The sequence below is a fragment of the Limosilactobacillus caviae genome (genome assembly GCF_014635905.1).
Taxonomy (GTDB): Bacteria; Bacillota; Bacilli; order Lactobacillales; family Lactobacillaceae; genus Limosilactobacillus; species Limosilactobacillus caviae.
The window spans coordinates 217,615-232,454 of record NZ_BMDS01000001.1; the positions used below are offsets into that span (position 1 = coordinate 217,615).

Genomic DNA, 14,840 nt, shown 5'->3' on the forward strand with positions numbered 1-14,840 from the left:
GGTTATTTTTAGGAGATTCCCCCATAAAATATAGTTATAAGCTAAAGCAAAACCTTGAAGGGAGTTAGTTAAAATGAATAAAAAAACTGATAAAAATCAAAATAGCCAACAAAATGATCCCCAGCAAAAGAAGCATACAAAATTAACTAAAAAGATGATTGTAACTATGAGTATTTGTGGCGGATTATTATTAGGTGCTGGTGGGACGCTCGGAATAATGGCAAGTCATGATCACCACGAAGATGTAATTGCAGCAGTTCAACGAAAAAAGGCAAATAAGGCAGATATAAAAATTGATCAGCAAGCGGCAATCGATAAATTTAATGAGAAATATAAAGATAAGCAAATCAATGAAGTTAAATTAGAACCCGATCATGGTCAATATGTGTACAAAATAAAGGGCTTTGATAACACAAATGAGTATAAAGTTAAGGTTAACGCCAAAAACGGGAAAGTGATTTCTAGCAAAACAGAAAAACTAGAAAATGGCGATAAAAAATATTCACTAGATCCAAGTAAAGCGATCAGCCGCGATGAAGCAAATACAATTGCTGAAAAAGCAGCTAAAAAAGGCAGTGGCGTTGAATGGGAATTGAAGCAGGAAACAAAGAATAAGAGCGTTTGGGAAGTTAAAGTCACTGATAACAATAAGACTAAAGAAGTAAATATTAATGCTACTTCTAAAAAAGTACTAGGCGTTGATAATGACCACTAAATTTAAAAGCTTGTAAATTGATTATTTTTTAATGTTTCATATGAAACATTAAAAAATAAATAGATAATTAAATAAGCGTTCAAGTAATCGTGTTGATGACTACTTGAACGCTTTTATATATGGTACAAGAGAAATTATTGCGGATTATTAGTAATTTGATAAACTTAACAGGAGTAATCTAACAATTTTATTTATCAAATTAGGAGGGGAGCGTTTTGCAAAAAATCATCGCTAAACGGGTTTCAATGTTGGAACTATTTTATGACCTGATTTTTGTCTATGCAATTTCTAAAATCACCGCAATGATTCATCATCCCGTTGCAGGTGGGATTCCGCTATTTAATTACATTGAATTTGTTTTTGTTGTTATTATGGTAATGCAGATTTGGCTTTATCAGGCATTATATATTAATCGCTTCGGCAAAAGTCGCATCATTGATACAATTGGTTTGCTAATCAGTATGTATGCAATGACCTATCTTGCTAATAATATCAACACTGAATGTTCAGTCACATTTGGAACTTTTAATTCGGCAGTGGTACTAATAGTTGCTGGTTTAATTTGGCAGTACCTCTGTGGCTCTGAGAAACAGCCGATGCGCGATCATGATGTCCGGGCCTTTGCAGTAACCTTAATATTAGAATTGATTGCTGTATTAAGTGGATTACTAATCGGGTATCACTACGGCATTTTCCTGTGTGTATTAGGTGGCTTGATTGGCTTTTTAATGCCATTAGTTGTGTATAAACAATTTGTTCCAGAGAACGTGAATTTTCCGCACTTAGTAGAACGGCTCGGCTTGATTATTATCATTACTTTTGGTGAATCGTTAGTTAATATTACGCGCTACTTCAAGGGTTCGATAATTCAGCCGTTTCCTGCATTAATTTTTGTACTACTAGTGACAATGTTTGGTGCATATATTATTCAGGACGAGCTGCTGATTAATCACCACCAGCGTTCACGCGGTTTCGTCCTAATGTATTCTCACGTATTCATGGTGATTGCTCTTCTTTCGATGACGGCAGGGCTTGATTATCTTGCCGAATCAGAGGTGTCACGGATGAATTTGTGGCTATTATTGTCGATCAGTATTTTGGGATACTATATATGTCTTGTGGCAAATGGCGTTTATAACCATCGTGATGTTAAATTACAGTTAAAAGATTATTGCGTGATGTTGATGATCTTCCTAATCGGTACGGGAATTTCATTTTATGGAATGCAAAGTAACTTTGGCTTAGTGATTGGTTTTGCTCTTTGTGGGATTAGCGAATTTCTGTGGTTATTAAAGATAAGCCGAGTAAGGAAATAGTTAAAGATTAAAGAATGGGATATAGAATTTGGTAAAGTCAAATTCTATATCCCGTTTATAATCTTGTTTAAATTTTTGTCAGGCGCCTAATTGTGCTGTTCGCGATACTTTTGGACACTCAGACCGGTCCAAGTATTAAATGCCCGCAAAAATGAATTAGTTTCTTGATATGCTAATAAGAAAGCAATGTCATCGGTTGTCATTGAGGTGTTTAGCAGGTAATTTTTTGCTAACATTTCACGGGTAGCATTCAATTGTTGTTGGAAATTAGTGTTTTCTCCTTTTAACTTTCTTTGCAGGGTTCGTTTGCTAATTCCCAATGCCCGAGCAACATCTTCAATTGAAAATTCACCACGTGGTAATATTTCAACAAGGACATTGCGAACGCGTTTACCATACGAATCATCGATATCCAAATCAGCAAGCCGCTTTTTTAATTCTGGCTCTAGATATTCAAGGATCGAAGTATTTTCGCTGACAAACGGTATTTGTAGATCACTATTGCTAAAAGTAATGGTATTGCTAGTATCAAGAGTAAAGTTCAAGCCGAAGTAATCCTGAATACTAATATCCTTTTCACTAAATGTTGTTGTGATTTTGCGTGGTTTAATTACTTCCTTTGTAGCTTTTGTAAGAAGTTGAACCATAAACGCAAACTCGCCTTTGACAAAAAATGGTGGTAATGGTTCATGGATGTTTGAGGTAACAAGAGCAACCGTTGTTATTTTTCTTTCTCGCTTTATTTGGTATGTAACAGGACAAATTAATGCCTTATAGTGAGCAAGCCGTTGTAAGAACTGTTCGCCATTTTTACTACAATAAGCGGCAAAAATTGGTGGTGAAAATGTTTCAATATGGTCGCTGGCAACAAGTTTCGTTGGGAGCAGGGGGTCATCTGTTACATCGTTAATTGCCGAAATCATGGCGAAATATTCAGATTCGCTTAGCCTTAGGCGCTCATGTGCGAATGTATCTACTGGTAGTTTGGCTTTTGTTAAAACCTCTTGCGGTTGAACGCCGTTAGCAGCCAGTAATTGCCCATACCGACCATCAATAATAAATTTTTCCACTCAATCACCTATTTCTTGTTATTTGATTGCTGATCTGCAACAAAGCGCATCATTGCCTTTTTCGGCATCATTGGCATCATACTAGCAAATGGTTGTTGCCAACCGCGAAGACCAGTATATACGTTCATTTTACCATTGAGCATCGCTTGATAGCCTTCCTCGGCAACCTTTTTCGGACTGACGGCATTGGCAAACATCTTGGTATTAGTTAAGTCACCCGCCTTAGCAAAGCCGGTTTCCATGGCGCCGGGCATTAGAGTGGTTAACGTTACTCCAGTATCCTTTAACTCGTACCAGAGTGCATCACTAAGGGAAGTCAGGTAGGCCTTTGTTGCGTAATATTCTGCTTGGAGTGGTCCAGGGACTAAGGCGGCCAAAGATGAAACATTAAGTACTCGTCCACTACCACGCTTTACCATTTGTGGAAGAATTAGTTTCATTAATTTAGTTGGAACAATCATATTAACTTTTGCCATGTTGATGTCCTGTTCCATTGTTCGCTCAAGGAACGTTCCTTGTCCACCAAGTCCGGCGTTGTTAATTAGGTAATCAACTCGGATGTTAGCTTTTTGCAATTCACCAAAGATTTGTTCCGCAGCATTAAATTCAGTAAAATCAACGGCAATCGTTGTTACCTTAACGTGGTATTTGTTTTGGACATCGTGTTGAAGCTGTTCAAGCTTTTGTGGATTTCGGCCAACGAGGACGAGGTCGCCGCCTTTTTCTGCATGAATGCGGACAAATTCTTTACCAAGACCACCAGTTGCACCAGTAATTAAAGCAGTTTTGTTTGACATAATAACTTCCTCCTCAAATGTTATCTTTCGTTTGATGTTGTCATTATTATATGAGGTAAGGAACGTTATTTTAACGTCAAATGGTGCCAATCTAATGTTAACATGTGCCGACACTAGAAATAGAGAAAAAGTAACCCCAACGTTTAATTTCTAATTGTTAAGAACTCTGTCGGATCCATCCGTGTTGAGCGAAAATGGTTAATTAATGCATCTTTGTCCTGATACCCCAAACCAATCCCGATGGCAAACTGGTAATCATCATTAACTTTAAGGATTGAGTATAAGTTATTGGGATACTTAACAAACTCAAAGGCAGGCATTGAATCAATTCTCTGATCTTTAGCTGCTAGCATTAATGTTTGTCCAAAGGCGCCGAGATCGTACGCTGACCAGAAAGAGGTCTCCTTTGGTACTAGGAGGTAGACAATTGCTGCTGCGTTAAATAAATGCGCTGAATTATCAATCACTTGCTTTTCTTGTGCGCCAAGGAAAGAGGCGAGCCTTTTTGACTGGTTTGCGGCATTCTTTTGTCCTTGCAAGCCCATTGCGGTGCGATGAAGGGGTGAAATAGCAGAGTGTGCTGGTAGGTTATGATTAGATGCATTGAAATGAGATTCTTTAATTTTATCAAGTGTTTTTCCCGTAGCAATGACTACCTTCCAAGGTTGATCATTTGCCCAGGACGGTGCCTGCTTGGCGACATTGATGATTGAGATGAGTTGCTCCTGTCCTAACTGCTGATTTGTAAAATGGCGGGTGGCGTGACGATTAAAGACTGTTTCTGTAAATTCCATAATAAAAATCCTCCGTTATGTTAATGTCGAGTGTTATTATATAGTTGGAACTAATAATTAGTAAGTACCGACTTTAAAGTGGGATAGTTACTAAAAAGTAGGAATAATGATTCATTGGGAGATAGGGAGAGATTTTATGAATGACGCACTAAGTAATGTTAATAAAATTTGTCCGTGCGCTGTTACGATTTCTTTATTAAGTAGTAAATGGAAAATTTTAATCATGCGGGATTTACTTGCGGGTCCTAAACGTTATAGCGATTTAAAGCGAAGCGTAATGGGAATCAGTCAAAAAATGTTAACACAAAGCCTAAAGGAAATGGCAGCTGATGGGTTAGTCAACCGACATGTTTATCCAGAGGTGCCACCGTGCGTGGAGTATAGTTTAAGTAACCTTGGTGCGAGCCTGCGACCAGTTATTTATGCCCTGAATAAGTGGGGAAAGGACTACTTGCAAAAAAGTAATCCAGCGTATATTCACGAACGGTTCAATATTGCCGTTCCTAAAAATCGCTGGTTAATAAATTCGGAACGCTTTAGTAATATCAGATAAAGAGCAATCAAATAGTTAAAGGGATGAATGTTTTTGGAGCCGAAAAATATTTTAGATGTCACAACTAGAGAAGAATTTCGTCAATGGCTTGAGGAAAACCATGATAAAAAATCTGAATGTTGGACGGTAGCGAAAAAGGGTAAGCATAAGCCGAAAAATCAGCTATGGTACTTAGATGCGGTTGAAGAAGTTCTTTGCTTTGGCTGGATTGATACGACCCATAAACGGATTAACGGGGTTGATATGCAACGATTTACGCCTCGTACAAAACGGAGTCAGTGGTCAGAACTAAATAAGGAGCGTTGTCGGCGTCTCGAACGATTAGGGTTAATGACTAATGCGGGACGTAAAGAACTTCCAGATATGTCCGAAGATTCATTTAAAATTGATAAGGATATTCAGGCGGCTTTTAATGATCATCCCCAAGCTTGGCAAAACTTTCAATCATTTCCTAAACTCTATCAGCGAGTACGAATTGATAGTATCCAACGTGATAAAAAGAAAGATCGGGCTGTCTTCGATAAACGCCTAGCAAAATTAATCGATCAGTCAGAGCAAGGTAAGATGTTTGGCGAATGGAATGATTATGGGCGGTTATTATAACTTGTCTTCATCATCAGCAAAAAAGTAAACAATAATATGCTCCCATCAGAGCAGGCACGGAAATATCTAATTTATCGGTGTCTATTCTGATGGGAGTTTTGTATAGATATGGGCTTGTGGTGAAAAATGTTATTATCTGCTAATCGACACTTGCTTAAAATTCCTAGACCTTGCATTAGGTGTAAATTAGGATGACGCTTACGGAATAACGACGACATGTTAAATAAGCGTTAAAGCAACTAATCAAATGTAATCGAGGAATCTTAATTAATAGAATGTTTAGGAAAATTCAGCGAAAAATGCGAGAATGAATCTAATATTATTTAATTGGTAAAGGTAAAGCCATTAGAATTAGGTATAGTATTCTCTTCCATAATGGCCACTTTTTATACTTTAAGATATCGTCAAACATGGGGATGCCTCCTTATTTTTTATCTAGTTGTTGAAAAGTTCATTCATTACATCATCAATGATATCAAAAGTTTGGCAACATTGGAGAGGATCTTTTCTTCTTCTACATAAGCGCAAACGATAACTTTTCTAGTTTTTCATTAAATGTAACGTGTTCTACTACTAGGCGCAGCTTTGGTTTCAGCTGAACTTCAGTAAAAAGAATTATTTAATAGAAATAACCCTAAAAATTAGGTGGCACTAGTGGAAATATTTTAATAGCCAAGTTCCGCTAACGGAAATAATAGGTATAGCTTACTTATACTAATTTTTGATAAAATGAAAGAGCTTTAAAACTAAATGGTCAATTGACGCAACTCGTGTTAGCTAAGCTGGTTTATATTTTATGGATTATTACTTTTTATAGTAATTCCAAGCATGTGGCTAGTATCTGCGATTTTGTTCTTAATTGCATTAGTTTACTTATAATTTATTTCAGGGGGTAAGAGTATATTCTATAATGATCATGGAAGAATTTATTAAGAAGAATAAGTGGAATATAATTGTAATATTAGTACTTTCTATTGCTTGTGTATACGATACATATAATAAAAGCGTTATTGGTTTCACATCTTCCTTGCTTTGTGCAATATTATGGTTGATTAGTTGCTTAAATAAAAAATATAGCTACTTAGCAGGAATAGCACTAATCTCATATGCCGTGTTTATTTTAATCATTCGGGCAGATCTATGGCCGGGAGCAGTAGCATGTATAGTAATAGGATTACTAATCTTGTTTTTTTACCGAAAAAAATCCCCAAATGGCTAGGCTAGTCAGACTATCAGCTTTAAATAACAAAGAATAAGGTTCCGTCTACACAAACAGTGTAAATGGAACCTTATTTTTAACGAATTACTGTGTTCACGAAATCAACAATCGTGTCCACAACTTGTCGATGCTTTTTTCCATAAACTAAACCGAACGGGGCAGTGAAGTTCCAGCCAACAGTTTTAGCTTTGAGCATTGGGTGGGCAGTTTGCCAATCTTCAGCTGAGCAGAGCAGCCAATTATTTTCCACGCATGAATTCAAAGTCGGCATATCAAAGCTATTAATATCCTTAATCGTAATAGTTGGATCTTTTTCCAACACATCTCTTACTTGGTCAAAACAATTAAATTCTCCTCGCGGTGCTAGGGCAATGGTCTGTCCCTTTAAGTCATTTAAGGTTAGACGTTCATTATTACTTAATGGATTCTGCACCGGGACGGAAATTTTTAACGGGGTAATGTCTAATTCAGTAGCCTCAAGGTTATATGCCTGTAGCAAGTTAGTGTCATACACCGACGAAACTAAATCGAAGTCTTTATTAATACCCGCAAGAAATTCATTGAAACTACCTAAAGCGCATGAACAGGGAATAAATTGAAAAGTGATATGGGGGTATTTTTGACTAATTTCTAACCATAGATTATTAGTGCCGACTCCAGTTGCGAGTGGGCCGACACCGATTTTTAGTGTTTGCTTTTCATCGGCTAAATCTTGGGCGTGACTAATGGATCGGGTGTAAGCTGCCACTAATTTTTTTGCATCTTGATAGAAAGATTTACCAGCTGGGGTTAATGAAACACCGCTATGAGTACGATTAAAGAGGGTGACGTGAATGTTTTTCTCTAAAGTGTTGATCTGCTTAGTGACAGCAGGGGCAGAAATGAACAGCTGATTAGCTGCCTTATTAAAGCTTTTATTTTCTGCTACCGAGATGAAAGTTGTTAATTGGTCATTCATTACTATTATCCTTTTAACCTAAAGTTATTAGCTAATAACATTTTAATACTTCCGCTCTCTTTTAGCATGAACTATTATACTTACATAAAGTAAGAGATGCGTTAAAGAAAGAATGGAGGATTAGAAATGGAATTTATTGATACGGTAAATAATCGTCATTCAGTTCGTGATTTTAAGTCCCAACCAATTGCTAAAGAAGATCTTGAAAAAATTGTTGAAACTGCTGGTAAAGCACCTTCATGGGCCAATACTCAGCCTTGGAAAGTGGTAATTGCGACTGGCGATAGTTTGGAAAAGATTCGATCATACCATGAATCAGGACGGGCAGAACATTCTGAGTTCCCATCCCTCCACCGCGGAAGCATGGGAAAGCAAGGTCAGTCTAACTTGCGGATATGGTCTAGTGGTATTCATCATTTCTTGGGTGCCGATGGAAATGATATGTATCGCGATTCAGAAAAACTTTTCAATGCCCCCGCAATTGCTTACCTGCTTTTACCACGCAATATCAATCCATGGACAACTTATGATTTAGGCGCCTTTGGTCAGACTTTGATGTTAGCAGCTAAAGATATGGGGATTGATTCAATTCCCGCTGAAGAGTTTGTTTTCAATCCAAGTTATTTACACCAAGTATTAGGGGTTAGCGATGATTACCTATTTGCCGTGGGAATAGGGCTTGGCTATCCAAAAGACGCCAAGATTAATAAGTTCCGTTCAGAACGAATGAGCTTAGATCAATATTTGACAATTAAGGATTAATTCAAGAAAGAAGGTCTTTATTATGACAAAGAACATTTTAATTATTGGTGCTAACAGTCGGATTGCTCAATGGGCTGACAAGATGCTTTTGGCTGATGAAAATGTTAATTTAACGATGTTTGTACGGAATAAGGCTAAACTTGATCCAGAATTGACAGATAAAAATGTAATTGTTGGGGATGCGACTAGCAGCGCTGATCTCGAAGTTGCAATCAAGGGACAGGATATTGTCTATGCAAGTTTGGCTGGCAATGTTGTTGATCAAGCGAAAAAACTAGTTGCTGCAATGGATAAGTTAGGTGTTAAGCGCCTGATTTGGACTTCTTCACTGGGAATTTACGATGAAGTTCCTGGTAAGTTTGGCGAATTGAATGCCCGGGCATTACCTGGCTATTTACAAACTTACCGTGATGCCGCTGATATTATCAGTGATAGTGATCTGGATTACACGATTATTCGACCAGCGTGGTTAACTGATAATGATGAGGTTGATTACGAAACAACTAGCTATAATAACGACGAAGCCTTTAAAGGAACTGAAATCTCGCGAAAGAGTGTGGCCGCTTATGTGGTTAGTCTCATTAACAGTCCTGAGAAGGACGTTCGTGACTCGATCGGGGTTGATAAGCCAGGTTCTGACGGTGATCGCCCACGTCGCGAAGTCATGATGGCAAACGGTTTTGATCCAGAAATGTAAGTGATTAATTGCATACGATTATGATACTATTACTTTTAGTAAATTACTAAATGTCAATTTTAAAAGGAGAGTAATTGAAAATACCACCCGACAAATATTTGTGTTTGTCAGGTGGTATTTTTTAGTCGTTATTTTAATTATTCGTCCATATAGTTATGCAGTATGTCATCTGATGCTGATTTAAGGGTTAGGTAATCAATATTATTTGAAAAAAGCATTATCATTCTCTTTGTCTTGTAATTAGCGACAAAGCAACAGTTGTAGCCGGGGATACTTCCATTAGCGCGGATAATATCGCCATCAAAATATACTCCGCCAAAATAAGCGACTTCCTGATTTTTGGCTTGTTGGTAAAATGCAGGGATCATTTTAGGGTTACTCAGAACATCATTATATACAAACTTCCAGTAATTATTAGGCGACATAAAAAGATTGCCTGCCCCAAAATCTGAAGAAGTCGTAATGGTTACCCGGTGCCAATCAACAGCGAAATCCATTGGCTGCGAAACCTCTTTCTGCTTAACTTCCGAAAAGTCTTTAATTTGGTGGAGATGGAGAGGTTTGGTAAAGGTTTTATGAATATAAGCATTGTAACTCAAGTGGGTTTGCTTGCTAATGATCGCTGCCAACATCTCATAGTCTACGTCTTGGTAATCCCAGGTATGAACATGATTATTCCGCAAATGTTTTAGCATATAAGCAACTTGCTGTTTTTCTCCCTTTAATGGAAATGGGGGACGGTCGTTATTAACGAGGCCGCTGGTATGGTTCATTAATTCACGGATAGTGATATCATCGCTACCATCGACTTGCGGGAAATAACGGTGCAAGGAGGTATCCCAGGTTAGCTGTTTTTGTTGTTTTAATTGATAAATTGCGGTTCCAGTCATGATCTTTTGGAGAGAAGCAATTGGAAAGAGCTGGTTTGCTGTAACAATTTCCCGTTTATTGGTGGTTTCGCGATTTGTTATCGTGACTGCCTTGCTTCCCTTACCATTGACCAACATTACGCCGTTAATATGGTGTGATTTTAGGTAGTCTTGAAGTTGACTCTGGGTCTGACGATCAACTGGCTCTGCTTTGATTTTTGGTTGTGCGGATGCCAAGAATAATGCTAGGGAAGTAAGCATTAAAAGGGCAAATAAATTAAATTTTTTCATAATTGACACCTTGCCTAATAGGATACTATTAGTATGAACTTGTTTTACTGATTGGGCAAGGAAAGTAATCGCTATCAAAAAGGGTGGATTTTAAATAAGTAGTAGAGAAAAGCAACCAAACGGATGGAGTAAAATTATGTGCTTTTCTTGTATTATTCAAAATTATGTAGTAAGCTACAGTTATTGAGAGAGGGGATGCTAAAGAATGAAGTCAACAGAACTACTTACACAGGATTATATTGGACCACAAATCAAAACTCTGAGTATTTTGATTGAAAAAAAGATGAATGCCCAATTGGTTGCCAATGGAATTAACTTAACAGGGACCCAAATTTCAATTTTAGCCTTTTTATATGATCATCAAAAGACGGTAACCCAAAAAGAGATTGAATTAAAGTTCAAAATTAGTCACCCTACTGTGCGAGGAATAATTCGGCGATTGGTTGCATTGAATTTAGTTGAAACAACTACAAGTGATCAGGACAGGCGTCAAATTATTTTAATGTTATCAACTCAAGGACAACAATTTATGAAAGAAAATCTGAAGATAATCCGGGATCCAGCTAAGAAGATGGAATCAAGATTACGAGATAATATTAAAAAGTCAGATTACGATACTTTTCAGCAGGTGTTGCATCAGATGATTAATAATTTGCAATAACCTGCTTTATTTTTAGATCAAAGTGTAGCTAGCTACATTTAGAAGGAGAAAAAACATATGATTACAATTGACACACCTAATAAGCAAAAAGTAAAAATGGTAGCAGTATTAATCTTTGGAGCATTTATAATGATGTTAACTGAAACATTTTTCAACAATGCTTTACCAACAATTATTAATCAATACAGTGTTAGCCAGTCAATAGCGCAATGGGTTAGCACTGGTTACCAACTTGTGACAGGATTAATGATTCCGTTATCCGCATGGTTTTTCCACCGTTTTAATACTAAACATACTTTTATTAGCCTGTTACTGATTTTCTTACTCGGTTCAGCTTGCGGCTTCTTAGCAAGTAATTTCTGGCTATTATTACTTGGCCGATTAATTCAAGCGATCGCTGCCGGGGCAATGATTCCTTTAATTCAAAATGTAGTTCTCGTACTCTATCCTCAAGAAAAACGAGGCTTTATTATGGGAATAATTGGCTTGGTGATTGCATTTGGTCCAGCTCTAGGTCCAACGGTTGGTGGATGGATCATTGATAACTTAGGTTTAAAATGGTTATTTGGAATTTTAATTCCCTTAACTATTATCCTACTGGTCATCAGTCTTTTTAATGCTAAAAATGTTAATAAGATTGATCGAACACAAAGAGTTGACTGGCTATCTGTAGTAGAATCTTGCCTTGGCTTTGGGGCGCTATTATATGGCTTCTCTGATATCGGCAATATGGGAACAATTAATTTTACAAATGGCTTTATTACAATAATGGGGCTTGTCGTATTAGTATTTTTCTGCTGGCGCCAATTAAAGTTAGAAAAGCCATTGGTGAATTTAAGCGTTTTTAGGAATTATACTTTTAATTTAACGACTATTTTAAGTGCAATTAGTAATATCGCATTACTTAGTGTTGAGCTAGTCTTACCACTATATTTACAACGAGTTCATGGCCTTTCAGCATTTCAGGCTGGACTGATGCTCTTACCTGGAGCGATTTTGGAGGGAATAACAGGTCCGATTGCTGGAAGACTATATGATAAATTCGGTATTAAGAAACTCTCATTAATCGGCTATGCTATTATTATTTTGGGGACTATGCCGATGATATTTTTTACTCCAGAGACTAATTTGCTACTTGTTGCAGGAGCATATGCTTTCCGAATTATTGGAATTGCTACTGTAATGATGCCAACGTTCACAGAAGGACTTAACGCGTTACCAATTGACTTATATGTTCATGGAAATGCTGCAGCATCGACTGCTCGCCAGATTGCCGGTTCACTTGGAACAGCAGTATTAATGATGATTATTGCCTTTGGTAGTAAGCACGTAGCAGGTAACAATTTGTTGCAGGCTGAGCAGCTTAACTATGGGTATCGATACGCATTTTTAGCTTCCTTTATTTTTGCTTTAATCGGTTTTGTATTATCATTTTGGTTGAAATCAAAACAGCAGTAACTTCATAGAGAGTGAGAAAAACACCGAAAATCGGCTGGCAAGCTGATTTTCGGTGTTTTTCTGTTGAGTTAATTCTCAGTCTGTAAACATTAATCATCCCAAACTTTCTTGGCAACGTTGAATGCTGACCAGGCATTTGGCCAGCCAACATAAAAGGCAAGTTGAGTAATAACTTCTGCGATTTCTTCTTTTGTAATCCCATTATTCTTTGCTGTTTGCATATGGTAAGGAAGTTGTTCAAAGGCACCCTTAGTGATTAAAGCGGTAACTGTGATTAAACTCCGATCACGAGGACTTAATTCCTTTTCTCGGGACCATACTTGTCCAAATAGCACATCATCGTTTAATTCAGCAAATTTAGGGGCAAAATCACCCAATTGATCGCGGCCAGCAGTTTGTTTTTTTGCCATGATAAAGACTCCTTTCAAAGTTCTCTTTAGTTATCTTTACTATAAACTAGATGAAATAAAATAAGAAATACTCATATTAAGTAATTATCTATGCAAAAAGTGAATTAAACGCATATACATAACGGGCTACGCAATTCTAACTACTTTAATTCAACTGTCGAACGATTCTTAAGTTTGAACAAGAGACAGAAGGCAATAATGTTAAGAACCGCGATCGACCAAAAGGACCAATGAAAGCCTTGGAGAGCCGCTACTGATGTTGAAAGCTTGTGGGCGATGCCGTGTTTTTGGCCGAGTGATTGCAAGGTAGCAGCCATCGCATTAGCAAAGGCATCTGCAATTTGGTTCATGTTGACCATCAGGGTATTACCGAAAACAACGTATTCTTGGGAAAGAGCATTCAAACCGTAGACGCTAACTGGTGAGTATGCCAGGTTAAGGCCTCCACAACGTAATGCATACAAGGCAGTTACGGTAAATATACTCGTAGTCGGTGAGTAGAAGGCCATTGGAATCGTTGCTAGCAATCCGATCCCAAAACCTAGAAAGGCGACCTTCTTAATTCCAATTTGATCATAGAGCCGTCCAGCGATCGGTGAAGCCACCATCATCACAAGGGCACTCGGGATTAGCATTAGTCCGGAGACAGTTGGTGTGACTTTTAGAACGTTCTGGTTAAAGAGTGGCAGCATTAGCTCAGTTGCCATTAAGGACGATGTGTTAAGGAGGGCCAGGATTGCGCCAAGTCGGAAAGAAGGAGCCTTAAAGACCCGCATTTCCAGTAATGGCTTCTTAAGCTTGAGTTGACGTTTAACAAAGAAAATCATGACAGCAATTCCGACTACCTGGAGAGCTAAAGTTAGCCAGTCTAATCGTCCAGTTTCGCCAACGCGACCTAGACTATATAGCAATATTGCTAATCCCGCCATGGAAGTTAAAACGGAAAGAACATCAATAGAAGAAGGTTGGGATGGAATCACGTTTTTAACGAATAATTGAGTAGCAATCAGAACGAGAATACAGATCGGAATTAAAATAATAAACAACATTCGCCAACTGAAGTAATCAACCACAATTCCAGAAACTGTTGGTCCGGCAGCCGGTCCGAAGTTAATAATAATTCCGGCAAGGCCCATTACGGTTCCTCGATGCCGTGGCGAGAAAATCAAGGCAAGAACATTAGGAATTAACGGCATATTAACGCCAACTGCAACTCCTTCAATTAGTCGACCAATCAATAGTAGGGGAAAATTGGGTGCAAATGCTGAAATAACCGTTCCCGCTAAAAAGATGGTCATCGTGGCGGTAAAGAGTGTCCTTAATTTTACCGAATTAGTGAGATAGGCGGCGAGCGGCATGGTGATTCCAGCGGCTAACATGTAACCAGTGCTAAGCCATTGAACAGTCATTTCGCTCACGTGAACTTCAGCCATAATTGTTGGCAGGCCATTATTAAGCAAAGTTTCGGAAAAGGCAGTGATGAAACTCCCACAAAGCAGGGTAATCACCATTAGAATCTTATTTTGACGAGACATAATAACTCCTTTCAAAGAAAAAGAGCTGGACAGGAAATTAGCTTCCTTATCCAGCTCTTATTTTTTCGCCCGCTGTTCTTGAGCGCCTGTTATTAAATTACCAGTATCATATCAGAGAATAGTAGGGATTGC

General features: G+C 37.9%; 16 protein-coding genes. 9 read left to right on the top strand and 7 right to left on the bottom strand.

Annotated elements, in window-relative coordinates; translation table 11 throughout:
• The first annotated feature begins 73 nt into the window (after positions 1-73).
• Positions 74-715: a PepSY domain-containing protein gene (locus IEU90_RS00715; RefSeq protein ID WP_188357589.1), complete on the top strand. Its 642-nt coding sequence runs from the start codon at positions 74-76 to the stop codon at positions 713-715.
• A 215-nt stretch (positions 716-930) separates the two neighbouring features.
• Entirely contained in the window at positions 931-2,031 is a 1,101-nt protein-coding gene (locus IEU90_RS00720) for a low temperature requirement protein A (protein ID WP_229723507.1), read from the top strand.
• A gap of 86 nt (positions 2,032-2,117) precedes the next feature.
• Here IEU90_RS00720 and IEU90_RS00725 read toward each other — a convergent pair whose 3' ends face one another.
• The 3 genes from IEU90_RS00725 to IEU90_RS00735 form a co-directional block, all read right to left on the bottom strand.
• Positions 2,118-3,101, bottom strand: a complete 984-nt coding sequence (locus tag IEU90_RS00725) for an AraC family transcriptional regulator (protein WP_188357590.1) — start codon at positions 3,099-3,101, stop codon at positions 2,118-2,120.
• A gap of 8 nt (positions 3,102-3,109) precedes the next feature.
• Positions 3,110-3,898, bottom strand: coding sequence for an SDR family NAD(P)-dependent oxidoreductase (locus IEU90_RS00730; RefSeq protein WP_188357591.1), 789 nt, complete (start codon positions 3,896-3,898; stop codon positions 3,110-3,112).
• Between the two features lie 143 nt (positions 3,899-4,041).
• A complete protein-coding gene (locus IEU90_RS00735) occupies positions 4,042-4,692 on the bottom strand; it encodes a nitroreductase (RefSeq protein WP_153709386.1) in 651 nt (216 codons plus the stop codon).
• 136 nt (positions 4,693-4,828) lie between these two features.
• Here IEU90_RS00735 and IEU90_RS00740 point away from each other — a divergent pair, with 136 nt between their 5' ends.
• From IEU90_RS00740 to IEU90_RS00750, 3 genes are all read left to right on the top strand, one after another.
• A complete protein-coding gene (locus IEU90_RS00740; protein ID WP_153709385.1) occupies positions 4,829-5,245 on the top strand; it encodes a winged helix-turn-helix transcriptional regulator in 417 nt (138 codons plus the stop codon).
• 27 nt (positions 5,246-5,272) lie between these two features.
• On the top strand, positions 5,273-5,848 hold the full coding sequence (locus IEU90_RS00745) for a YdeI/OmpD-associated family protein (protein ID WP_429247666.1): 576 nt from the start codon (positions 5,273-5,275) through the stop codon (positions 5,846-5,848).
• 910 nt (positions 5,849-6,758) lie between these two features.
• Positions 6,759-7,067, top strand: a complete 309-nt coding sequence (locus IEU90_RS00750; protein ID WP_153709384.1) for a hypothetical protein — start codon at positions 6,759-6,761, stop codon at positions 7,065-7,067.
• A gap of 76 nt (positions 7,068-7,143) precedes the next feature.
• Here the strand turns inward: IEU90_RS00750 and IEU90_RS00755 are convergent, their stop codons facing one another.
• Positions 7,144-8,025: a LysR family transcriptional regulator gene (locus IEU90_RS00755; RefSeq protein ID WP_188357593.1), complete on the bottom strand. Its 882-nt coding sequence runs from the start codon at positions 8,023-8,025 to the stop codon at positions 7,144-7,146.
• A gap of 126 nt (positions 8,026-8,151) precedes the next feature.
• Between IEU90_RS00755 and IEU90_RS00760 the strand changes: the two genes are divergently transcribed.
• Positions 8,152-8,787: a nitroreductase gene (locus IEU90_RS00760; protein WP_153709382.1), complete on the top strand. Its 636-nt coding sequence runs from the start codon at positions 8,152-8,154 to the stop codon at positions 8,785-8,787.
• A 22-nt stretch (positions 8,788-8,809) separates the two neighbouring features.
• On the top strand, positions 8,810-9,484 hold the full coding sequence (locus IEU90_RS00765) for an NAD(P)H-binding protein (protein ID WP_153709381.1): 675 nt from the start codon (positions 8,810-8,812) through the stop codon (positions 9,482-9,484).
• Positions 9,485-9,621: 137 nt separating this feature from the next.
• Here IEU90_RS00765 and IEU90_RS00770 read toward each other — a convergent pair whose 3' ends face one another.
• On the bottom strand, positions 9,622-10,644 hold the full coding sequence (locus IEU90_RS00770; protein ID WP_153709380.1) for a serine hydrolase domain-containing protein: 1,023 nt from the start codon (positions 10,642-10,644) through the stop codon (positions 9,622-9,624).
• A gap of 205 nt (positions 10,645-10,849) precedes the next feature.
• On the opposite strand from IEU90_RS00770, the gene IEU90_RS00775 reads away from it, so the two are divergent.
• Positions 10,850-11,305, top strand: a complete 456-nt coding sequence (locus IEU90_RS00775) for a MarR family winged helix-turn-helix transcriptional regulator (RefSeq protein WP_188357594.1) — start codon at positions 10,850-10,852, stop codon at positions 11,303-11,305.
• A 57-nt stretch (positions 11,306-11,362) separates the two neighbouring features.
• A complete protein-coding gene (locus IEU90_RS00780; RefSeq protein ID WP_188357595.1) occupies positions 11,363-12,763 on the top strand; it encodes an MDR family MFS transporter in 1,401 nt (466 codons plus the stop codon).
• Between the two features lie 89 nt (positions 12,764-12,852).
• Here the strand turns inward: IEU90_RS00780 and IEU90_RS00785 are convergent, their stop codons facing one another.
• A complete protein-coding gene (locus IEU90_RS00785; RefSeq protein ID WP_102169277.1) occupies positions 12,853-13,173 on the bottom strand; it encodes a carboxymuconolactone decarboxylase family protein in 321 nt (106 codons plus the stop codon).
• Between the two features lie 140 nt (positions 13,174-13,313).
• Positions 13,314-14,708: a DHA2 family efflux MFS transporter permease subunit gene (locus IEU90_RS00790; RefSeq protein WP_153709377.1), complete on the bottom strand. Its 1,395-nt coding sequence runs from the start codon at positions 14,706-14,708 to the stop codon at positions 13,314-13,316.
• Positions 14,709-14,840: the final 132 nt, after the last annotated feature.